Origin of the sequence: Mumia sp. ZJ430, from assembly GCF_011751845.1 — a bacterium.
Classification (GTDB): Bacteria; Actinomycetota; Actinomycetes; order Propionibacteriales; family Nocardioidaceae; genus Mumia.
This window is the reverse complement of record NZ_JAAHFK010000002.1, coordinates 358,514-377,904: the sequence shown is the minus strand read 5'-3', so window position 1 is coordinate 377,904 and position 19,391 is coordinate 358,514. Positions and strand designations below refer to the sequence as shown.

General features: G+C 70.8%; 24 protein-coding genes. 14 read left to right on the top strand and 10 right to left on the bottom strand.

Annotated elements, in window-relative coordinates; genetic code table 11:
- Positions 1-105 precede the first annotated feature (105 nt).
- From HCT63_RS08370 to HCT63_RS08360, 3 genes are all read left to right on the top strand, one after another.
- Entirely contained in the window at positions 106-1,905 is a 1,800-nt protein-coding gene (locus tag HCT63_RS08370) for a BCCT family transporter (protein ID WP_167003130.1), read from the top strand.
- Positions 1,906-1,943: 38 nt separating this feature from the next.
- Complete coding sequence (locus HCT63_RS08365; RefSeq protein ID WP_167003128.1) at positions 1,944-2,600, top strand: DsbA family oxidoreductase; 657 nt, start codon at positions 1,944-1,946, stop codon at positions 2,598-2,600.
- A gap of 116 nt (positions 2,601-2,716) precedes the next feature.
- The gene (locus HCT63_RS08360) at positions 2,717-3,058 is read left to right on the top strand and encodes a VOC family protein (RefSeq protein ID WP_208322344.1); all 342 of its coding nucleotides are present in this window, start codon (positions 2,717-2,719) and stop codon (positions 3,056-3,058) included.
- Here HCT63_RS08360 and HCT63_RS08355 read toward each other — a convergent pair.
- Together HCT63_RS08355 and HCT63_RS08350 are read right to left on the bottom strand one after the other, a co-directional pair.
- Positions 3,002-3,733, bottom strand: coding sequence for a hypothetical protein (locus HCT63_RS08355; RefSeq protein ID WP_167003126.1), 732 nt, complete (start codon positions 3,731-3,733; stop codon positions 3,002-3,004). The two genes, HCT63_RS08360 and HCT63_RS08355, sit on opposite strands and share 57 nt — an antisense overlap.
- A gap of 84 nt (positions 3,734-3,817) precedes the next feature.
- Positions 3,818-4,861 carry an NYN domain-containing protein gene (locus HCT63_RS08350; protein WP_167003124.1) on the bottom strand — a complete coding sequence of 348 codons (1,044 nt, stop codon included), beginning with the start codon at positions 4,859-4,861 and terminating at the stop codon, positions 3,818-3,820.
- Between the two features lie 103 nt (positions 4,862-4,964).
- Here HCT63_RS08350 and HCT63_RS08345 point away from each other — a divergent pair, with 103 nt between their 5' ends.
- A complete protein-coding gene (locus HCT63_RS08345) occupies positions 4,965-6,077 on the top strand; it encodes an amidohydrolase (protein ID WP_167003122.1) in 1,113 nt (370 codons plus the stop codon).
- 2 nt (positions 6,078-6,079) lie between these two features.
- On the opposite strand, the gene HCT63_RS08340 is transcribed toward HCT63_RS08345, so the two are convergent.
- Entirely contained in the window at positions 6,080-6,328 is a 249-nt protein-coding gene (locus HCT63_RS08340; RefSeq protein ID WP_167003120.1) for a DUF2630 family protein, read from the bottom strand.
- Positions 6,329-6,426: 98 nt separating this feature from the next.
- Here HCT63_RS08340 and HCT63_RS08335 point away from each other — a divergent pair, with 98 nt between their 5' ends.
- Complete coding sequence (locus HCT63_RS08335) at positions 6,427-7,026, top strand: TM2 domain-containing protein (protein ID WP_167003118.1); 600 nt, start codon at positions 6,427-6,429, stop codon at positions 7,024-7,026.
- Positions 7,027-7,064: 38 nt separating this feature from the next.
- Positions 7,065-7,418, top strand: a complete 354-nt coding sequence (locus HCT63_RS08330; protein ID WP_167003116.1) for a hypothetical protein — start codon at positions 7,065-7,067, stop codon at positions 7,416-7,418.
- Between the two features lie 72 nt (positions 7,419-7,490).
- Here HCT63_RS08330 and sepH read toward each other — a convergent pair whose 3' ends face one another.
- The gene (sepH, locus tag HCT63_RS08325; protein ID WP_167003114.1) at positions 7,491-8,540 is read right to left on the bottom strand and encodes a septation protein SepH; all 1,050 of its coding nucleotides are present in this window, start codon (positions 8,538-8,540) and stop codon (positions 7,491-7,493) included.
- A 121-nt stretch (positions 8,541-8,661) separates the two neighbouring features.
- Here sepH and HCT63_RS08320 point away from each other — a divergent pair, with 121 nt between their 5' ends.
- Entirely contained in the window at positions 8,662-9,285 is a 624-nt protein-coding gene (locus tag HCT63_RS08320) for a trimeric intracellular cation channel family protein (RefSeq protein WP_167003112.1), read from the top strand.
- Here the strand turns inward: HCT63_RS08320 and HCT63_RS08315 are convergent.
- Positions 9,279-10,460 carry an MFS transporter gene (locus tag HCT63_RS08315; protein WP_167003110.1) on the bottom strand — a complete coding sequence of 394 codons (1,182 nt, stop codon included), beginning with the start codon at positions 10,458-10,460 and terminating at the stop codon, positions 9,279-9,281. The genes HCT63_RS08320 and HCT63_RS08315 overlap by 7 nt on opposite strands.
- A gap of 98 nt (positions 10,461-10,558) precedes the next feature.
- Between HCT63_RS08315 and HCT63_RS08310 the strand changes: the two genes are divergently transcribed.
- The 3 genes from HCT63_RS08310 to HCT63_RS08300 all read left to right on the top strand — a co-directional run bounded on the left by HCT63_RS08310 (position 10,559) and on the right by HCT63_RS08300 (position 12,912).
- Positions 10,559-11,695 (top strand): ferrochelatase, encoded by a 1,137-nt coding sequence (locus HCT63_RS08310; protein WP_208322343.1) that lies wholly within the window; start codon positions 10,559-10,561, stop codon positions 11,693-11,695.
- Positions 11,692-12,507 carry an inositol monophosphatase family protein gene (locus HCT63_RS08305; RefSeq protein ID WP_167003106.1) on the top strand — a complete coding sequence of 272 codons (816 nt, stop codon included), beginning with the start codon at positions 11,692-11,694 and terminating at the stop codon, positions 12,505-12,507. Before HCT63_RS08310 ends, HCT63_RS08305 begins: the two co-directional genes overlap by 4 nt.
- A 108-nt stretch (positions 12,508-12,615) precedes the next feature.
- A complete protein-coding gene (locus HCT63_RS08300; RefSeq protein ID WP_167003104.1) occupies positions 12,616-12,912 on the top strand; it encodes a DUF4193 domain-containing protein in 297 nt (98 codons plus the stop codon).
- Positions 12,913-12,984: 72 nt separating this feature from the next.
- Here HCT63_RS08300 and HCT63_RS08295 read toward each other — a convergent pair whose 3' ends face one another.
- The 3 genes from HCT63_RS08295 to HCT63_RS08285 all read right to left on the bottom strand — a co-directional run bounded on the left by HCT63_RS08295 (position 12,985) and on the right by HCT63_RS08285 (position 15,519).
- Complete coding sequence (locus tag HCT63_RS08295; RefSeq protein WP_167003102.1) at positions 12,985-13,335, bottom strand: DUF4235 domain-containing protein; 351 nt, start codon at positions 13,333-13,335, stop codon at positions 12,985-12,987.
- An 82-nt stretch (positions 13,336-13,417) separates the two neighbouring features.
- On the bottom strand, positions 13,418-14,935 hold the full coding sequence (locus HCT63_RS08290) for a hypothetical protein (protein WP_167003100.1): 1,518 nt from the start codon (positions 14,933-14,935) through the stop codon (positions 13,418-13,420).
- Positions 14,936-15,048: 113 nt separating this feature from the next.
- Positions 15,049-15,519, bottom strand: a complete 471-nt coding sequence (locus tag HCT63_RS08285; protein WP_208322342.1) for a DUF3093 domain-containing protein — start codon at positions 15,517-15,519, stop codon at positions 15,049-15,051.
- A 65-nt stretch (positions 15,520-15,584) separates the two neighbouring features.
- Between HCT63_RS08285 and dut the strand changes: the two genes are divergently transcribed.
- Genes dut through HCT63_RS08265 form a run of 4 tightly spaced genes read left to right on the top strand, consistent with a single transcriptional unit; the run spans position 15,585 to position 17,953 of the window.
- The gene (gene dut / locus HCT63_RS08280) at positions 15,585-16,028 is read left to right on the top strand and encodes a dUTP diphosphatase (RefSeq protein ID WP_243842949.1); all 444 of its coding nucleotides are present in this window, start codon (positions 15,585-15,587) and stop codon (positions 16,026-16,028) included.
- 55 nt (positions 16,029-16,083) lie between these two features.
- Complete coding sequence (locus HCT63_RS08275; protein ID WP_167003096.1) at positions 16,084-16,779, top strand: DUF3710 domain-containing protein; 696 nt, start codon at positions 16,084-16,086, stop codon at positions 16,777-16,779.
- 56 nt (positions 16,780-16,835) lie between these two features.
- Positions 16,836-17,213 (top strand): OB-fold nucleic acid binding domain-containing protein, encoded by a 378-nt coding sequence (locus HCT63_RS08270; protein ID WP_208322341.1) that lies wholly within the window; start codon positions 16,836-16,838, stop codon positions 17,211-17,213.
- The gene (locus tag HCT63_RS08265) at positions 17,210-17,953 is read left to right on the top strand and encodes a DUF3159 domain-containing protein (RefSeq protein ID WP_167003094.1); all 744 of its coding nucleotides are present in this window, start codon (positions 17,210-17,212) and stop codon (positions 17,951-17,953) included. Before HCT63_RS08270 ends, HCT63_RS08265 begins: the two co-directional genes overlap by 4 nt.
- A gap of 47 nt (positions 17,954-18,000) precedes the next feature.
- Here the strand turns inward: HCT63_RS08265 and HCT63_RS08260 are convergent, their stop codons facing one another.
- Entirely contained in the window at positions 18,001-18,696 is a 696-nt protein-coding gene (locus tag HCT63_RS08260; protein WP_167003092.1) for a TrkA family potassium uptake protein, read from the bottom strand.
- Positions 18,693-19,364: a TrkA family potassium uptake protein gene (locus HCT63_RS08255; protein ID WP_167003090.1), complete on the bottom strand. Its 672-nt coding sequence runs from the start codon at positions 19,362-19,364 to the stop codon at positions 18,693-18,695. The genes HCT63_RS08260 and HCT63_RS08255 overlap by 4 nt, the downstream gene beginning before the upstream one ends.
- Positions 19,365-19,391 lie beyond the last annotated feature (27 nt).

The following is a 19,391-nucleotide window of genomic DNA, read 5'->3' as shown; positions in this document are numbered from 1 at the left end:
TGCGACACGCGGTTCGGGGCTGGTTCGAGTGGCGTCCACCGAGCGCCGCGCGAATGATCGGTGAGCGAAGTCGAACCTCGTGAGGGTCGGCGGGACGGAGTGCTCATGACCAGCCGACAGCCGCGCCGACGTGAGGGTCGCGCAGGACGCCGCACGAGGCGACCCCGGCTGAGCTCGTGGTCCGACAACGCCCTGCGCGGCCGCCGTACGAGGCCCCTCGGGACCGGTCAGGAGAAGCCGGTCGACAGGGTGGTCTTCGGAGTCACCTCCGTTATCGCGATCGCCTTCGTGGTGTGGGGAGCGGTCGGCACGGACTCGCTGAGCACGGTCGCCAACGAGTCGCAGAACTGGGTCATCCGCAACACCGGCTGGTTCTACGTCCTCGTTGCCAGCTACTTCGTCGTGTACGTCATCTGGCTCGCCGCGTCGCGCTACGGGCGCATCCCGCTCGGCGCCGACGACTCCCAGCCGGAGTTCAAGACGGTCTCGTGGATCGCGATGATGTTCAGCGCCGGTATGGGCATCGGTCTGATGTTCTTCGGGGTCGCCGAGCCGCTGTCGCACTACGTGTCGCCGCCACCGGGCACCGCCACCCCAGAGACGGCCGAGGCGATGCGGACCGCCATGGCGACCACGATGTTCCACTGGGGACTGCATCCGTGGGCGATCTATGCGGTGGTCGGCCTCGCGATCGCGTACGGCACGTTCCGGCGCTCGCGGTCCCAGCTCGTGTCCTCGGTCTTCCGCCCGTTGCTCGGGGCCCGCTCGGAAGGCCCGGCAGGCAAGGTCATCGACATCCTCGCGATCTTTGCCACACTCTTCGGGTCGGCCGTCTCGCTCGGGCTCGGTGCGCTCCAGATCGGCGCGGGCATGGAGTTCCTCGACTGGACGGGGCCGGTGGGGGAGCCCGTGCTGGTCGGCATCATCGCCGTGCTCACCGTCGCCTTCGTGGCGTCGGCCGTCTCCGGCATCGAGCGCGGCATCCAGTGGCTGGCCAACACCAACATGGTGCTTGCCGTGTCGCTGGCGGTGTTCGTGTTCGTCGTCGGCCCGACGCTCCTGATCCTCAACGTGGTGCCCGAGACGATCGGTGCCTACCTCGGCGACATGGCTGAGATGGCCTCGCGGACAGATGCCGCCGGCGGGGTGGCGATGGAGGACTGGCTGGCCAGGTGGACGATCTTCTACTGGGCGTGGTGGATCTCCTGGACGCCGTTCGTCGGGCTCTTCATCGCCCGGATCAGCAAGGGGCGCACGATCCGCCAGTTCGTCACCGGCGTCCTCCTGGTCCCGACGCTCATCAGCCTGGTCTGGTTCTCGATCTTCGGGGCGGCCGGCATCCACGAGCAGGATGTCACCGGGGCCCTGACCAACAGCGATGGCGCCGTCGAGAGCGACTTCACGCTCTTCCAGCTGCTCGACCAGTTCCCGCTGGCCACGGTCACGTCCGTGCTTGTCATGGTCCTGGTCGCGATCTTCTTCGTGTCCGGGGCGGACGCCGCGTCGATCGTGATGGGCAGCCTCTCGCAGCACGGGGCCGTCGAGCCCGGCAGGGGGGTCGTCGTCTTCTGGGGTGTCGCCACCGGCTCGGTCGCGGCGATCATGCTGATCCTCGGCGGCCGGAACGCGTTGGACGGTCTGCAGAGCATCACGGTCGTCACCTCGTTGCCGTTCGCCGTCATCATGGTGCTGATCACGTACGCGCTGTGGGTCGACCTGCGCAGCGATGCCCTCACCGTCCGTGGCGACATCGCCGCCGAGCTCGTCCAGGAGGCTGTCGAGTCCGGGATCGAGCAGCACGGGGCCGACTTCGTCATCTCGACCGAGCCGGCCGAGCGCGAGCCCCACACGCGCGAGCCCGACAAGCGCGACCCCGACGAGGACCCGCCAGAAGCGAACCCCTGAGCGGGAATCACGGTGCCGTGGGAACCGTTGCCCCCGGCATGAGCCGTCCCCTGAAGATCGACGTGTGGTCCGACCTTGCCTGTCCGTGGTGCTTCCTCGGGAAGCGCCGACTCGAGGAGGGCGTGAAGCAGTACCGCGCGGAGGGAGGCGACCGCGAGGTCACGCTGGAGTTCCACTCGTACGAGCTCTCGCCCGACACGCCGGTCGACTTTGCGGGGTCGACAGTCGACTTCCTCGTGCAGCACAAGGGCATGGGCGAGGCGCAGGTCCGGCAGATGGTCGGTCGGATCACGGACCTCGGCACGCAGGAGGGGCTCGCGTACGACTTCGACGCCATCCAGCAGACCAGGACGCTCAAGGCGCACCAGGTGCTCCACCTCGCGAAGGCCGAGGACCTCCAGATGGCCCTGGTCGAGCGGCTGTTCACGGCGTACTTCGAGGAGGGCGCCCACCTCGGTCACGACGACGTGCTGGCCGACCTCGCCGCCGAGGTCGGGCTCGACCGTGACGGGGTGCTTCGCGCGCTCGACGAAGGAACGTACGCCGCTGCGGTCGACGCCGACCTCGCTCAAGCACGCGCGTACGGGATCAGCAGCGTGCCGTTCTTCGTCATCGAGGGGCGCTACGGGGTCTCAGGAGCGCAGGAGCCGGCGACCTTCGCGCAGGTCCTGGCGAAGGTCAGCGCCGAGGTCTGAGCAGCAGGACTGGCAGCTTCGGCCTCAGTCCGACAGGCTCGCGAGCCCGTCGAGGACGCGGGCGAGCTCGCCCGCCTGCCGTGCGGGGTCGAAGGCAGCCGCTCGAGCATCCTGATGTGGGTCTGAACCTGGTGTTCTTGCGCACGGGCCTGGCCACGTTCAAGCCCGAGGCGATCGCCGGCGCCGCCGGTCAGGGCACGCTGCTGGTGTTCGTCGTGAACGACCTCGACGCCGAGTTCGCGCGGATCGCCGCGCTCGGCGCCCGTGTCGTGACACCGCCGGAGACCGAGCCGTGGGGCGAGCGGTTCTGTCAGTTCGCCGACGACAACGGGTTGATCTGGCAGCTGGTGCGGTGGATGTCCGAGCCTGACGCCGCGCGACGGCGTCCTCGCCGCAGTAGGTCAGCGCTTCGGCTTCGGGGCCTTGCTGCGGACCAGGACGACCCGCGACGTCGATGATGCCTGATAGATGCTGCGACGCGTGACGACGCGGACCTTCTTGGGCTTCGCGTAGCGCCAGCGGACACGCCAGCTCGCGATGCCCGCGGCGTTCGTGACGCGCACCTTGCCGAGCGTGCGCCAGCGGCCCTTGTGCCGGACCTGCGCCTTGACCCGGATGCCCTGCGCCGTGAAGAGGCCGTACGGACGCGCGACCCGCACGGTCGTGGTGATCTTGAGGTGCTTGCGGAGCTTGGGGCGGCGGGTTGAGAGGCCCAGTGCCGTCGTCGACCGGGGCCGGATCAGCGTCAAGCCGGTGGTCGGCAGCGCGAGCGGCGCACGCGCGGCGTCGGCTGGCCACGTCACACGTGAGCGCACGGTGTATGCGCCCGGTCGCACTGTCCCGGCGCACAGCCGGAATGCGCCGGTGCCCGAGGCGCCCGCGCTCGCCGGGACCACCGCGCGGTCGACGCGGCGGCCGCCGGCCGTCACGAGATCGACCGTCAGCGTCCACCCCGTGCCGACGCCGCTGAGTGCGTACCGGAACGGATGGCTGAAGCAGTTCTTGAAGAGCGTCGCGCTGCGCGACGAGACCTGACCCGAGGCAGCCTGAGCGGGAGCGGACAGCCCCGTCATCACCAGCCCCGCCGTCAGGAGGAGCGTCACGGAGGCGAACAGCAGTCGTCGTACGGCCACCCTGTGACCCTACGCGAGCAGAGGGCCTTCGCCGATGTTTCGACGCGCGGCGGGTGATTCTCGCTCCGACGGCCGCCGAGCCGCTCACACGTGCTGGTCAACCTCGGCCCAGAACGCCTCACGAAGCTGCCACCGCGTCTCGGTCTGCAGCACCCGGTAGCGGTCGTCGCTGTGGGCGACCAGGTCGTTGAGGAGCGTCGAGTCGATGTCGCCGGGGATCGTCGGCCGGGTCGCGACGAGTGCGCGGACGTCGGCCTGCGTGGCGGAGTCCAGCCAGTTGCGCACCACCGTGCGGACCACCTCGGGGATCACCGCTCGGAGGTCGGCGTCGGGATCGGCTCCCGGTCCGCCACCGGAGTGCGCGGTCGAGCTGCTCCACGCGAGCGAGACCGCGGGCTGCGGGGAGGGCGTAGCCGAGGTGGTCGGCGCGGGGTGCAGGCGGGCGACGTCGGAGGGCGTCGGGATCCTCAGTCGCGGCGGAGCGGGAGCCTCCTCCTCAGTGACCACCTCCGCGACGGGGTCCGGCACCGGCACGGGCTCAGCGCGCTGGCGCGGCGACGGCGTGATCGCGGCGCGGATGGTCTCGAGCGGGATCCGGAGACGATCGTCCGCGACGCGTGCGAGGTTCATCGCCGTCGCGTGGACGCCGATGCGTGACTCGTCGTTGGGCACGTTGAACAGCGTGACCCGTACTCCGTAGTCCTGCGCCATGTCCACGGCCTCGGTCAGGTCGTCGTCGCCAGAGACCAGGAAGATCTCCGAGACCGCACCCTGGAGCGCGAGGTTGACGAGATCGAGGGCGATGCGGGTGTCGACGCCCTTCTGGGCGCCCTCGTTGTTGACGCGACCCAGCCGCAGCTTCACGTCGGGCAGGAGCGAGACGAGGTTGTGCTCCTCGGAGAGCGTGCGGGTGCCCAGCGCGTTCGCGGCGTCGTACCAGAAGACACGGAGAAGACGGGTGTCGGTGTGGTCGGCGGCGGACACCTTGATGCCGGTGACCAGGCGCTCCCAGCTCACCGCGATGGCGCGGCGCAGGGAGGTCCCGACGAGGATCTGCGCGGACGACGCGAGCAGGTATCCCGCGTCCACGAGGATGGCGTGACGATCGGACCGCGCGAGCCGGCTCATCCGGCCAGGCTAGTACGGCACCCTGAGGTGCACCGTCCAGCGACAATGAGCCGCGACGGCGCGTACGCTCGGGCACACCGCGGCTCGTCCGGGAGGTGGTTCGATGCCCGACCGTTGGCGGAGCCCCGTGCCCGACGACTGGCCCCGGCTCGTCGACGCCCACTGCCATCCGGTGCTGACCGGTGATCTCACCGACGAGGCGTTCGCCGGACTGATGGGTGCCGGTCAGGCTCTGGAGTCCATGTCCACGGTGGCGCTGCGCCGTTGGTGCGCGCCCGTGCTGGACCTCGACGCGCACGCCGCTCTGGACGCCTATCTCGCCCGACGTCGCGAGCTCGGTGCCGCCGAGGTCAACCGCAGGCTGCTGTCGCGCGCGGGCGTCGGCGACCTCGTGCTCGACGAGCCGGAGGGCACCGATCTTGAGGCGACGCTCACGGCCGCCGACGCGCGGGGGCACCGCGTCGTCCGCCTGGAGGACCTCGCCGCCGGTCTGCTGGCGCAGGTCGACCCTCCCGCTCTCGCCGATGCCGTACGGTCCGAGCTGTCTCGTACGGACGCCGTCGCCGCCGTCACTCTCGCGGGCGTCCGCTCTCCGTCCGTCGGGGGAGCCGCCAACGGGCCCATGCTGGGCGCTCGCCCGCTGGCGGACTCCTCGCTCGGCGACCTCGTCGGCACCACCGAACCCGAGGAACGGGCGGACGACCCGCGGTGGCACACGTGGCTCGCGTTCGCGGCGCTGGAGGCGGGCCTGCCGCTCCAGGTTCCACTCGGACACGTGCTGGCACCGGGGCGACCGATCTTCGGCGACCCTCTGGCGTTGCGCCCTTTCCTGGAGGCGACCGAGTCCCTCGGCGCCCCGGTCATCCTCATCAACTCGTACCCGCACCACGAGATCGCCGCCGTCCTCGCGCGGTCGTACGCACACGTCCATCTCGACATCGGGCGGGTGATGCGTGCAGGCGGCGACCTGTCAGCGCGCGTCGTCGCGGAGGTGCTGCTGGCCGCGCCGTTCGGGAGACTCGTCTACAGCTCGGACGGGTACGGCCTCGCCGAGCACCACTACCTCGCGGCCGTGCTCTTCCGTCGTGGGCTCGGAACGGTGCTGCACGACCTCGTCGTGCGTGACGAGATCGACAGGGCCACGTCCGATCGCCTCACCCGGGCCGTGAGCCGCGACAACGCCGTCCGGGCGTTCGGGCTCGGCGAGACCGACTGACGTCAGCTCAAGTAGCCCTCGACCTCATCGGCGGGGCGTACGGCTGCGTGGCCGGGATCCTCGCCGAACTCTTCCTTGGCACGTCGCTGACGCAGCAGGTCCCAGCACTGGTCGAGGCTGGTCTCGACCTGCCGGAGCCGGGCGAGCTCGGCCTCTGGGTCGGCCTCGCCGCGCTCTCTGCGCTCTCGTAGGGACTTCTCCTCCGCCACCAGCGAGGAGATCGTCGTAAGGATGTCCTGGTCGGTCGTCATAGGGATCTCCTGGTTGTCGGGTCCCTGTCCACGGTAGACCGAGGGCCACCGCCCAGGCGACCGCTAGGGTGTGGGGAGCCACGACGAAGGAGTGACGAGTGAGCGACTCATCGGCCCCGGGAGCGCCGGACGACGACCGCCCCGAGGGTGAGCCGGAGGCAGGCGCGCCGCAGAGCGACCAGCCGCAGCAGCCCGCCGACGCGAGCTGGGGCTACCCCGGTACGGACGCGCAGGCGCCCACCGACCAGCCGGTCTACGGCCAGGATCCCTATGCGCCGCAGCCGCCGCAGGTGCCTCCGTACGGCCAGGACCCGTACGCGCCGCAGCCCGGCTACGGCCAGCAGCAGCCGTACGGTCAGCCCGCCTACGGCCAGCAGCCCCCGTACGGTCAGCAGCCCTACGATCAGCAGCCCCCGTACGGCCAGCAGCCCTACGGCGCGTACGGTGCACCGGGCTACGGCTACGTCGATCCGCAGGCCAAGAGCAAGCTCGTCGCCGGGCTTCTCGGCATCTTCCTCGGCGGATTCGGCATCCACCGCTTCTATCTCGGCTACACCACCATCGGTGTCGTCCAGATCGTCGTGACGATCCTCACGTGCGGCCTCGGGGCGATCTGGGGATTCGTCGAGGGGATCCTCTACCTCGTCGGTGCCAACGGATGGAAGACGGACGCCGAGGGGCGTCCGCTCAAGGACTGAAGAGACACGGGACCGAGTTGCATCGAAGGAGGGCGCAGGTGAGGGCACGTCGGGTGACGGCGGCGTTGGCGGTGATGTTCACGGCGGGGCTGATCACGGGCTGCGGCGGAGCGGACGACCAGCAGTCGGGGTGCCTCGGCGACGCTGACGGCGGCACGGTCGTCGTCCAGGGCGCCAGCACGGTGATCGCGGAGAACGTCAACGCGGGCGTCGGGTCGATCGACGTCGACGTCGACACCGCGTCGGCGATCGTGACGCTGAGCGAGGGTGACGCCCCGGGCGCGGTGCGGTCGATCTCGGTGACGGTCGGCACCACGATCCCCGCTGCGGGCCAGGAGATGTCGGTGGTCCAGATCTGCCGAGGCTCCGTGACGATCGACGTCACCGGCTGAGTCGGCCCGTACGAAGGAGCCCCGAACCGCACTGCGGTACGGGGCTCCTTTCGTATGTCCAGAGGCAGACAGTCAGCCCTTGTCGCCGAACATGATCTCGTCCCACGACGGGACCCGACGCCGCTCGCGTCGCCGTGGCGCGCGCTTGCGCGGCTGCTCGTCGGCTCCGTCCACGTCGGCGTCGGCGTCGTCCTCGGACGCGTCGATCATGTCGGACGGGTCGGTCTCGTCGGATGCCGCCGCGCTCTGGCGGGCAGGGCGGGGATCACCTGAGCCGTCGCGCTCGCGCGGGGCGGCATCGGGCTCGGGCGGCGCCGCTGGGGGAGCGGACATGGTGGCGGCCTCGGCGGGTTCGTCCAGCTCGAGCGTCGGCTCCGGCTCCGTCACGCTGGGCAGGTCGTTGAGGGTGGGCTGCTCCTCGGTGCGTTCGCTCGCCTGGGCGGCGCGTCGTGCGCGCGCATGACGCAGCGAGGTGACCCGGGGGTCGGAGTCGAGCTCGACGACGTCGACCGGCCGCGACACGGCGTCGGCGATCGCCATCTCCGAGGAGTCCGATGCATCCGGCACGTCGCCGACCAGCTCGCGTGCGGCCTCGTCCGCGGCGAACGTGTAGCGTCCGGCGGGGTCGAACACGTAGTCGGCAGACACCGCACCGGCCCGGACACAGACGGTCCACCGAGCGTCGTCACGACGCCACGAGTCCCAATCGGCGGTCTGAGGATCGACGCCGCGGCTGCGCAGCGTGGTGTCGACGGACTCGCCCAACGTCAGGGCGTTCGACTGGGCGTGCTTGCGGCGCACGGTCGCCCCGCGGGCACGCTCAGCCATGTGCTCGCGCTCGGCGAGCACCGGGTGGGCGTAGCCCATGATGCGTTCCACCGGGAGCTTGGCTGCCTCTGCCACCTCCTCCGGCGACTCCCCACGGCGGATCCGAGCCTGGATGTCTCGCGGACGCAGTGCACTGTCCATCGCTATCTCCAACTGGCCGAGTCGTGCCCGGTCGTTCCTGAGGGTGGCGCGCAGACGGTCGTCGGCCGGGACGCGGAACAGCTCACCGACCGGGCCTCGCAGGACCACGTACCTCTGGTCCTCGCTCAGCCCCACCACGGTGAGGTCTCGCATCCTCGTCCCCTTCGTCATCGTGCCTCGTACCAGCCCCAGTCTCGGGTGCCGTCGGCCTCAATCCAAGCAAGCGCGCCGAGGGTGATCGTTCGGACCCCTCTCGCGGCGCTAGTTTCGTCCTGTGCTCTCCCATGCGCTCGTCGCCGCCGACCTCGTCGGCATCGCCGCGTTCGCCCTGTCCGGCGCTCTCGTCGCGGTCCGCAAGCCGCTCGACATCTTCGGGGTGCTCGTGCTCGCGGGTGCGACCGGGCTGGGGGGCGGGTTCCTGCGCGACGTCCTCATCGACGCGACGCCGCCGGCTGCGCTCATGGACTGGCGCTATCTGATGGTCCCGGTGCTCGCCGGGCTGGTCGCGTTCCGGTTCCATCCCGTGCTCGGTCGGGTCGAGCGGAAGATCGCGGTCTTCGACGCCGCCGGGATGGGGCTGTTCTGCGTGACCGGCGCCGCCAAGGCGCTCGAGTTCGGCCTCGAGCCGGTTGCGGCCGCGCTGATGGGCATGGTCACGGCCATCGGTGGCGGCGTGATCCGTGACCTTCTCGCGGGACGCGTCCCCGTGGTGCTGCGTGAGGAGCTGTACGCCTTCCCGGCGCTGCTGGGCGCCTCAGTGGCCGTCGCCGCGATCGAGTGGGAGCTGGCCGGCGTGTGGGTCCTCGTCCCTGGAGCGCTGCTGGCCTTCGGCTACCGGATGATCGCCCTACGCCGGGGCTGGCACGCCCCGCTCCCGCCGGGCATGGACGGCTACTGAACTGCACGCGAGCCACGGATGACCCACGATCCGGCCATCGCCAGCACGCCCGCTCCGAGGCAGACGGCGTAGCCCCAGGAGGGGGCGGCGTTGTCGACGACCCACCCCGACACGGCGGCGCCGGGTGCGACGCCCGTCGCCAGGCCGGTCGTGAACCATGCGATGCCCTCGGTGAGTCGCTCCTTAGGGACGCCCTGCTCGACGAGCCTGGTCGCCGCCACCATGCTCGGTGCGATCGCGAACCCGGAGACGAACAGCGCGGCGGCCACCAGGGGGAGCGAGGTCGTCAGGAGGAGGGGGACGATGCTGAGCGTGAGCACGGCGGCAGTGATCCGCAGCTGGCGGAGCGGGGTCACGGCCGGCGGGCGCGCGCCCACCAGGAAGCCGGCGATGAGGCTGCCTGCCGCCCAGACCGCGAGCAGGACTCCGGCGAGCTGCTTGTGGCCGGCATCCTCGGCCACCGCGACCGTCACGACCTCGGCGGCTCCGAACAGGATCCCGAAGCCGACGCCTGCGCCGACCAGCGGTGCGAGGAGTGCGATGGGCATGGCGCCCCGCCGGCTCTCGTGCTGGCGAGCACGGCCAGAGGGCGGTTCCGTGCGTCGCTGCACGGCGAGGGCGAGCGAGCCGCTGATGCCCGCGACGCCGGCGACGATGAGGCCGACGTACGGGTTGACCATGGTCGCGAGGAAGGTGACCACGACGGGACCGACGATGAAGACGACCTCGTCGAGCACGGCCTCCAGGGCGAAGGCCGTGGGGATCATCGACGGCTCGGCGTTGTGTGTCCACCGGGCACGGACCATCGACCCGGCCTGGGGGAGCGCCAGTCCGGCGAGCGCCGCGCACAGGTGAGGGACGGGAGTCGGAGCGTTCTGGTCGACCGCGAGGAGGCCGAGCGCCAGGCCCAGCCCGAACAGCGCGGCCGTTGCGGGAAGCACCCGGTGCTGGCCGAAGCGGTCGGTCAGCCGGCCCTGGAGCGGGGCCCCGACGGCGTTCGCGATCAGCGCGGCCGCGGAGATGGCGCCCGCCTCGCCGTACGAGCCGGTCTGCTCGGAGACGAGCAGCACGAGGCCGAGACCGAGCATCGAGATCGGGAGCCGGGCGACGAGTGCTGCCGAGCTGAAGGCCGGCGCTCCCGGAATCACGAGGATCCGGCGGTACGTGTCGAGCAACGGCATTCCTGGCGACGGATGTGGCGGAGGAGACTCCTCCGGGCGCCCCGACGGGGTCACCCCTGCAGCGTATCGCCAGGGTTGGAAGGATGGCCGACATGGATCGACCCGTCCCCGACACCCGTCCGTACGACGCGTTCCTGCTGGTCTCCTTCGGGGGGCCGGAGCAGCCTGACGACGTCGTCCCGTTCCTCGAGAACGTCACCCGCGGGCGCGGCATCCCGCGCGAGCGGCTCGTGGAGGTGGGAGAGCACTACTTCTCGTTCGGTGGACGTTCGCCGATCAACGACCAGAATCGCGACCTGCTCGCCGTCCTCCAGCTCGAGCTGCGCACCCACGGCATCGACCTGCCGATCTACTGGGGCAACCGCAACTGGGATCCCTACCTCGCGGACACGCTCGCGCAGATGCGCGACGACGGCGTGGAGCGGGCCGTGTGCCTGTTCACGAGCGCGTACACGTCGTACTCCGGCTGCCGCCAGTATCGCGAGAACCTGTACGACGCGACCGCCGCAGTCGGCGAGGACGCGCCGCGGCTCGACCGGATCCGCCACTACTTCAACCACCCGGGGTTCGTCGCCCCGTTCGTCGACGGCACCGTGGGGGCGCTCGACCGGCTCGGCGACGAGGGCTACGACGCTGCGGCCACCCGGCTGGTGTTCGTCACCCACTCGATCCCGGACGCGATGAACGAGGCGAGCGGGCGCTTCACCACCGGCGAGGCGCTCGTCGGTGGTGCCGCCTACGTGCGCGAGCACCGCGACGTCGCCGCGCAGGTCGCCTCCGCCGTCGCCGAGCGCACCGGCGTCGAGCGGGCGTACGACCTCGTGTACTGCTCCCGCTCGGGCTCGCCGCACGTGCCGTGGCTCGAGCCGGACGTCAACGACCACCTCGAGCAGCTCACCGCGGAGGGCGTCGCGTCGGTGGTCCTGATCCCGATCGGCTTCGTGTCGGACCACATGGAGGTCATCTACGACCTCGACACGGAGGCGAAGGAGACCGCGGAGCGGCTCGGACTCGGCTTCGCGAGGGTCCCGACTCCCGGGGTGGATCCGCGGTTCGTCGCCGCGATCCGTGAGCTGGTCGTCGAGCGGGCTGCGGCCGCACGTGGCGAAGAGCCTGTGCAGCCCGTCGTCGGCGAGCTCCCGCCGAGCTGGAACGTGTGTCCCGCCGGGTGCTGTGCCAACCTCCGGGACCCCGAGCGGCCGGCGCTGCTGGGGGAGAAGACCCCGTGACCGGTCGTCCCGACCCAGAGGCGCTGGGGACGCTGGCGCTGAGGACCGCGCGAGCTGCCGCTGCGTTCGTACGCGAGCGCCGACCGGCCGGCAGAGTCGACGTCGCGGCCACGAAGTCGAGTCCGACCGACCCCGTCACGGAGATCGACCGCGCGACCGAGCAGCTCGTACGGTCGATGATCCTCGCCGAGCGGCCCGACGACGCCTTCCTGGGAGAGGAGGGCGGGGAGAGCCTCGTGGGCTCCACCGGTGTGCGGTGGGTCGTCGACCCGATCGACGGCACCGTCAACTTCATCTACGGGCTCCCGCAGTACGCCGTCGCCATCGCTGCCGAGGTCGACGGTGTCGTCGAGGCAGGGTGCGTCGTGGACGTTGCAGCGGGCCACGAGTTCACCGCCGTGCGAGGAAACGGCTCGTTCTGGCGGGAGAGCCCGTCGCGCGAGGCGGTCAGGCTGCAGTCGGTCGGCCCTGCTGCGACCTCTCAGGCCCTCGTCGCGACCGGGTTCAACTACGTGCCCGAGGTGCGGGCACGGCAAGCACAGGCAGTAGCGCGGATGCTGCTCGATGTACGTGATATCCGTCGCACCGGATCGGCCGCGCTCGACCTCTGCGCGCTTGCCGCGGGCCATCTCGACGCGTACGTCGAGCAGGGTCTGGCACCATGGGACCTGGCCGCAGGGGGCCTGATCGCAAGGGAGGCCGGGGTTATCGTGACCGGACTCGACGGTCCCCCGGACGAACGACTGGTCGTCGCCGCACCGGAAGCGTTTGCGGAGGAATTTTTGCGGCTCGTACGCGCTTGTGGCTTCTGAAGTTGGGTCGTGCCGATCTGTGTGGCACAATCTGCGCGCCTGAAGGTTATGGAAATGGGATGAGCCCGCCCCTCGGGGGCCGGGTGCGAGACGTCAAGAGGAGGGTTCATGGCGACCGACTACGACGCTCCTCGGAAGACCGAAGAAGAGCAGTCGGAAGACAGCATCGAGGAGCTCAAGGCTCGTCGGCACGAGAAGAACTCCGGCAAGGTCGATGAGGACGAGGTCGAAGCGGCCGAGTCTTTCGAGCTGCCCGGAGCCGATCTGTCGCACGAGGAACTCTCGGTCCAGGTGCTTCCTAGGCAGCTGGACGAGTTCACATGCACGTCGTGCTTCCTGGTGCATCACCGCAGTCAGCTCGCCCGTGAGAAGGGCAAGCAGCTGATCTGCGTGGACTGCGCTTAATCAGGTTCAACGACGACGCCCCCGAACCGTCTGACGGTCGGGGGCGTCGTCGTGTCCTGGTGGGACGGACGGTCAGGTCTTGGGGTGCTTGAACCCCGGAGGCAGGTCGCCGGTCGACTTCACCCAGTAGGCGACCGCCTGGCGGTTGAGGACCACCTTGATCAGGCCGGCGCTCGCACCAGCCAGCACTGCCCACGCCACCGCCTCGCGGGTCGCCATGCCCGGATCGCGCGAGGCGTCGGCGCTGGGCGGCCGGTGGCCTGTGGCGGCCCTCCAGACGAGTGCGGCGGCCTGGGTCGCGATGACACCGGCCGCGATCGTCGAGGTGCGGTCGATCAGTCGCCACGCCGCCTTGCTGGGCCGCTTCTGCTTCGGCTTCTTCGCCGTCGTGCCCGCCGCCGGCTTCTTTGCGCTGCGCGCCACGCTCACCCGTCCTTTCGTCGTCGAGGTGCGGAGGCCCGCACAGCCGAAACGGTAGCGCCTCCGGCAGCCGACGCGCGGGCGGTCACGTCCGGCGGGTACGGAGATGGTCGCCGAGATGGCCGACGTAGACCCTGCGGGTCGGCCCGGACGTGTCGTCGTAGAAGTAGAGCCGGGGGGTGGGCCTGCCGCCGCCGAGCTGGATGCGGATGTGGGGGCCGAAGAAGGCCTTCCCGGACGGCGCGACCTCACGGGGGAGCGTGAAGGTACGGGGTTCGCGGAAGTGCGGGGTGTCCTTGATGAGCTGGGACTCGCCCGCGGCCACGTGCTTGGGGGAGATCGTCGGGCGCGGATGATCCTCGACGTACGCCCGAAGGCTGGGCGCTGTCGCGGTGCCGCCGGCCTTGGCGGCGGCGTACTCCTCGAGGAGCGTGAGGGCCTCCCACGAGCGCTGACGCCAGCGTGGTGATTTGGCGTGCTCGTCGATCGCCGCCGCGCGGACCTCGAGGTCGTCGGCGAGGTCAACGTGCTTCAGCGTGCGGCGCGCGGCGGCCAGCAGGTCGGCGAACGTCGCGAACTCCGGAGGAGGAGGAGGAGGGACGCGCGGCGCCGCCTCCGGCTCTCGCGAGACAGGGGCGGCCGCTGGAGGGCCCACATGGGCCGCTGGCGCCGCCTTCTGCTGCTCTGTGCGGGCGACGAGGGTCTCGAGCTGGCGGATGCGGCGGCGGGCCGTGTGCAGCTCGTTGTCGAGGCGATCTGCTCGGGAGGTCTGACGCTCGATCTCGCGTCGCAGCGCGAGCTCCTCGGGGTCGTCCTCGTCCGCAAGCAGGTTGCGGAGCTTGTCGGCGGCATTGGTGGCGAGCGCCATCTGGACCTCGGTGCCCAGCTCGACCACGGCGCAGGCGATCACGCGGGCGAGCCGCCGAGGGTCTTCTCGGAGGGGGAAATGGGTGGCGATCTCGCGTGCCCGGTGTTCGTGGGCTGTGCGGGCGACCACGGCCCCACCAGCGCGCGGCAGGGCGAGCCCGTACGCGCCCAGGACGCAGGTGACGGCGTCACGGACGCGCTCGGGGACGACGAGGATCGGAACGACCGGGCGCGCCGCAGCGGGCACGGCCTTCTCGACGAGCCGTACGACAGTGTCCTCGGTCGTCTCGGCGCTGACGAAGATCACGACGGACGGGAGCTCGACGGACCACCATCTCTCGAGCACCGCGATCGGGGGGCCGAGCAGGTCGATGACCTGCGAGGTGGGCCCGATCGGTTGGCCGAACTGGCCTGACAGCCGCTCACGCGGCAGTCGCGCGGCCGAGAGGACGTCAGACCCCAGCGCGCCCGCGCGCATCGGCGACAACCCGACGAAGAGGGTGAGGATCTCGCGCCCGTCGCCGTCGCGTCCGATCGGATAGGGGAGGACGAGGCAGCGCTGGGACTGGGCGAAGTGGACCCGCATCAAGCTCTCGGAGCGCAGCCCGACCGACTGGTTCTGGGTGTGCGACACCACGGTGTCGACCTCGTCCCTCGACTCTGCGAACATGCGATCGACGAACGCGGGCCAGTCGTCGCGCTGCATGAGGACCAGTCCGCCTCCGAATCCCTCCACGGCTGCTCCTCGGTCCCACGATCGGTCGTGTCAGTCCGCACAACCTAATCTCCGTGGGGGGGCCTGAGAAGGTTTTCCGCAGCCTTCGGCGAGAATCGCCCTCAGGTCGTTATCTAGCCGCGGGCGCGTCGCGCGAGGAGGGCATCGGCGAGCTCGTGCGGGTGACGGGTGCCGATGAGCCAGTAGGGCGTCGGGTCGCGGGGATCGACGACCTCGATGCGGACCGCCGTGGTGATGTACGGCCGGATCAGGAAGAACGCGCGTGCGTCGGCCTGCGGGCCGTGCAGCGCGCGGGTCTGGGCGGCGTCGAGGACAGTCACCTCGCCGCAGTGCACGAGCGGGATGCGCGCCGAACCGGCGCGCAGGTGCACGTTGGACACCTCGACCGCGGCGCTGCCGTACTGCACGAGCCCAAACCCGATGGCCACCGCGGCGAGGAGCGCCGCAGCGAGCGCCACCCACGCGGGAGTGGCGAGGGCGAAGATCCACCAGACCATGAAGGCGAGGCCGACGGCGCCGAGCCACCACGACGCTGGGACGCTCAGGTGCTCGCGGTACGACGGCACATCGGCGTCACGGGTCATGCGACAAGGTTGCCATGCGGGTAAGGGTGCCCTGACCGGTAGGGTCGTGCGACATGGTCGAGGTCATGCTCACACGTCTGGACGACGGTGTCCCGCTCCCGTCGTACGCCCATCCCGACGACGCGGGGGCGGATCTCTGCACGACGGTCGACGTGAGGCTCCAGCCGGGTGAGCGGGCGCTCGTCCCGACCGGGATCGCCGTCGCGCTGCCGTCGGGCTACGTCGCTCTCGTGCACCCGCGCTCGGGTCTCGCAGCCCGCTGCGGGCTCTCGATCGTCAACGCTCCCGGCACCGTCGACGCGGGGTACCGTGGCGAGATCAAGGTGTGCCTTATCAACCTCGACCGGACGGAGCCGATCGTCCTCTCGAGGGGCGACCGGATCGCCCAGCTGGTGCTTCAGCGAGTCGAACGCGCCGACTTCCGCGTCGTCGACGCCCTCCCGCCGTCCGTGCGTGGCGACGGGGGGTACGGTTCGACGGGTGGTTTCGCCGTGACGCAGGCCACCTGATCGAGAGGCACGGCGCTGTCGAGCCACGGGACACGAGGACGAGAGGAGCGCGGTGATGTTCGGTCGTCGCAAGAAGGACCACGACGAGACGGCTGCGGAGGCCACGGAGCCCGAGACCGGGGCCGCGGATGCTCCGCAGGCGGGCGAGGACCAGGGCAGCGCTGCGGCGCCGTACGACCGGTCCCAAGGTCCGTGGGACGCCTCCGAGCGTGAGATCCCCGAGGACGACCCGACGTTCGTCGATGTCGGTGCCCTGATCGTGCACGGACGCGTCGGGCTCGACCTGCAGATCCCCACCGACCCCGAGACGGGGGTCGCCACCTCCGTGGTCGCGCTTGCCGAGGAGAGCGCGGTCGAGCTGCGCGCCTTCGCCGCGCCGCGTGGCGGCGGCCTGTGGGCGGAGATCCGCCCCGAGATCATCGCCGAGGTCGAGCGCGTGGGCGGCAAGGTCGAAGAGGTCGACTCGACGTTCGGACGCGAGCTGCGCGTCGAGGTGCCGGTCCAGGCCCCGGACGGTCGTCAGGGCGTTCAGGCGAGCCGTATCATCGGCGTCGACGGGCCCCGGTGGCTGCTGCGCGCGACCTTCATGGGCAAGCTGGGCTCGTCCTCGGACCCCGACAGCGTCCTCGAGCAGGCGGTCCGCGACGTCGTCGTCGTCCGTGGCTCGACCCCGATGCCGCCGCGCGAGCAGATCCCCGTCGTCGTGCCCGCCGGTGCCGTGCGCGCCGAGCAGCCGACGACTGAGGCCTGATCTACCGCTGGTGACGTCCCGGCGGCCTAGGCTGGACGCATGACGAGGCAGTCCTCATGACGAGCGCGGGAGCGGTGACCCGGATGTGGAGTCGTGCCCGTGACCGCATGTCCGGCCTCACCGAGCGTGCGGACGACGAAGCGCTGCGGCGTGGCGCGCTGACGGCAGGCTGCCGTCCGGTCTGCGATCAGCGGGCCGGCGACGTCGTCACGGTGCACGGTGAGCTTCGCGCCGTGACCCTCCGCCCGCGGACAGGCGCACGTGCGCTCGAGGCGACGCTGTACGACGGCACCGGCGCGCTGACGCTGATCTGGCTCGGGCGCAGCCGCATCGCCGGCATCGAGGCCGGCCGCGCCCTCACCGCCACGGGCCGTCTCGGGCTTCGCGACGGCGATCGTGTGATCTACAACCCCCGATACGAGCTGAGTCGATGAGCGAGAGCACCCCGTCCCCGCAAGACCCCGCGCCGCAGGGGGGCCCCGCGACGACGGTCACCGTCGAGCAGGTCGTTCGTTCCCAGCTCGCCAAGGCGCTCGGCGGCGTCCGCGGGATGCTCGAGGCCGCGGTCCCGACGATCGGCTTCACGGTGAGCTGGATCGTCACGCGCGACCTCAAGCTGGCGCTGTGGATCAGCGGCAGCCTCGCCGTCGCGCTGCTGGCCGTCCGCCTCGTCCAGCGCAGCACGACGCAGTTCGTCCTCAACTCGCTCTTCGGGATCGCGATCGCCGCCGTCTTCGCGCTGCGCTCGGGCGAGGCCCGTGACGCGTTCCTGCCCGGCCTCATCTACAACGGCGGCTATGCCGTGCTGCTCGTGTTCACGGTGCTCATCGGCTGGCCGATCGTCGGCTTCATCGTCGGCAGCGTCACGGGCGACCCCACGGCGTGGCACCGCGACAAGGCCCTCGTACGGCTCTGCTCGCGGTTGACGCTGATCCTCGCCCTGCCGTGCGTGCTGCGTGTCCTCGTCCAGTACCCGCTGTGGGCGGCGGACGAGGTCGGGCTGCTCGGCACGGCAAAGGTCGTCATGGGGTGGCCACTGCAGATCGCGACCCTCGCCGGCATGGTGTACCTGCTCGGTCGCAACCACACGCCCGTCTCCGACCCGGAGGCCGCCGGCCGCCTGCTCTCGCGCGAGGCACTTGAGATCCAGCCGAAGGTGCAGCCGCGCGACTGAGCGGACGTCATACGTCTGGAGGTACGGGGCCCTCGTCCGGGATGACGTCAGAGTGCGTCTGGCGAGTCCGGGTCAGCGTGGTGCTCGACCGGCGCGAGCAGGTGCTGGAGCGCCTCCTCGGAATCCTCCGGGGCCACGAACAGCAGCTCGTCGCCGGCCTCGAGGGAACGGTCGGGCTCGGGCACCTGGATGCCGTTGTGGCGCAGGATCGCCACGAGGACCACGTCGCGCGGCCACCGGACGTCGCTGACCCGGACGCTCACCAGGGGTGAGTCCGCCGGCAGCGTGAGCTCGACCAGGTTGGCGTGCGAGCCGCGCAGCGAGAACAGGCGAACGAGGTCGCCGACCGTCACCGCCTCCTCGACCAGTGCCGACATGATGCGTGGCGTCGACACCGAGACGTCGACGCCCCACGCGTCGCTGAACAGCCACTCGTTGTCGGGGTGGTTCACCCGGGCGACCGTACGACCGACGCCGAACTCGGTCTTGGCCAGCAGCGAGACGACAAGGTTGGCCTTGTCGTCGCCGGTCGCGGCGATCACGACGTCGAAGAGTTCGAGGCGCGCGACGTCGAGCGCGGAGAGCTCGCACGCATCGGCGAGGAGCCAGTCAGCGCCGGGCACGGTGTCGGAGCGGATCGCGCGCGGGTTGCGGTCGATGAGGAGCACGCCGTGGCCGTTCTCCAAGAGCTCGGCGGCGATGGAGCGGCCAACCGCGCCCGCACCGGCGATGGCGACCTTCATGCGTCCTCCTCGCGGGGACCTTCGGACAGCGTGCTGAAGACGGTCTCGGAGTCGCTGATGAGCGAGAAGAGGTGGAGCACGTCACCGTCCTGGAGCACCATCTGCGCATCGGGGATCTCGGCGGTGCCGTAGCGGGAGATGCTCGCCACCCGCCCTCGTGTGGCCGCTTCGAGGGCGCTGACCGTACGCCCCACCCAGGCCTCAGGGACGGAGACCTGGTCGGCGCGGACCTTGCCGGACGGGTCGGTGTAGACCACCGAGCTGTGTCCGGCGGGGAGGAGCTTGCGGAGCACCTGGTCGGCGGCCCAGGTCACGGTCGCGACCGTGGGGACGCCGAGACGCTCGAACACCTCGGCGCGGCCCGGGTCGTAGATGCGTGCGACGACCGTGTCGACGCCGAACTGCTCGCGCGCGACCCGCGCCGAGATGATGTTGGAGTTGTCGCCCGACGAGACCGCGGCGAAGGCGCCAGCCCGCTCGATGCCCGCCCGGCGCTGGATGTCCCGGTCGAACCCGAGACCGGTCACCGTCATCCCTGCGAAAGAGGGGCCGAGACGGCGGAAGGCATCGGGGTCGCTGTCGATGACGGCCACGGAGTGACCGCGCGACTCGAGACGGTGCGCGAGGGTCGATCCGACCCGTCCGCATCCCATGATCACGACATGCACGCGATGACGCTACACCGCTGACGGTGG

What these genes read in the sequence shown, in the direction of transcription:
- HCT63_RS08370 (WP_167003130.1), top strand. Translation starts at nt 106, where the DNA reads ATGACCAGCCGACAGCCGCGCCGACGTGAGGGTCGCGCAGGACGCCGC.
- HCT63_RS08365 (WP_167003128.1), top strand. Translation starts at nt 1,944, where the DNA reads ATGAGCCGTCCCCTGAAGATCGACGTGTGGTCCGACCTTGCCTGTCCG.
- HCT63_RS08350 (WP_167003124.1), bottom strand. Translation starts at nt 4,861, where the DNA reads ATGAGCCGGCTCGCGCGGTCCGATCGTCACGCCATCCTCGTGGACGCG.
- HCT63_RS08345 (WP_167003122.1), top strand. Translation starts at nt 4,965, where the DNA reads ATGCCCGACCGTTGGCGGAGCCCCGTGCCCGACGACTGGCCCCGGCTC.
- HCT63_RS08340 (WP_167003120.1), bottom strand. Translation starts at nt 6,328, where the DNA reads ATGACGACCGACCAGGACATCCTTACGACGATCTCCTCGCTGGTGGCG.
- sepH (WP_167003114.1), bottom strand. Translation starts at nt 8,540, where the DNA reads ATGCGAGACCTCACCGTGGTGGGGCTGAGCGAGGACCAGAGGTACGTG.
- HCT63_RS08310 (WP_208322343.1), top strand. Translation starts at nt 10,559, where the DNA reads ATGGATCGACCCGTCCCCGACACCCGTCCGTACGACGCGTTCCTGCTG.
- HCT63_RS08300 (WP_167003104.1), top strand. Translation starts at nt 12,616, where the DNA reads ATGGCGACCGACTACGACGCTCCTCGGAAGACCGAAGAAGAGCAGTCG.
- HCT63_RS08285 (WP_208322342.1), bottom strand. Translation starts at nt 15,519, where the DNA reads ATGACCCGTGACGCCGATGTGCCGTCGTACCGCGAGCACCTGAGCGTC.
- dut (WP_243842949.1), top strand. Translation starts at nt 15,585, where the DNA reads ATGCTCACACGTCTGGACGACGGTGTCCCGCTCCCGTCGTACGCCCAT.
- HCT63_RS08275 (WP_167003096.1), top strand. Translation starts at nt 16,084, where the DNA reads ATGTTCGGTCGTCGCAAGAAGGACCACGACGAGACGGCTGCGGAGGCC.
- HCT63_RS08270 (WP_208322341.1), top strand. Translation starts at nt 16,836, where the DNA reads ATGACGAGCGCGGGAGCGGTGACCCGGATGTGGAGTCGTGCCCGTGAC.
- HCT63_RS08265 (WP_167003094.1), top strand. Translation starts at nt 17,210, where the DNA reads ATGAGCGAGAGCACCCCGTCCCCGCAAGACCCCGCGCCGCAGGGGGGC.
- HCT63_RS08260 (WP_167003092.1), bottom strand. Translation starts at nt 18,696, where the DNA reads ATGAAGGTCGCCATCGCCGGTGCGGGCGCGGTTGGCCGCTCCATCGCC.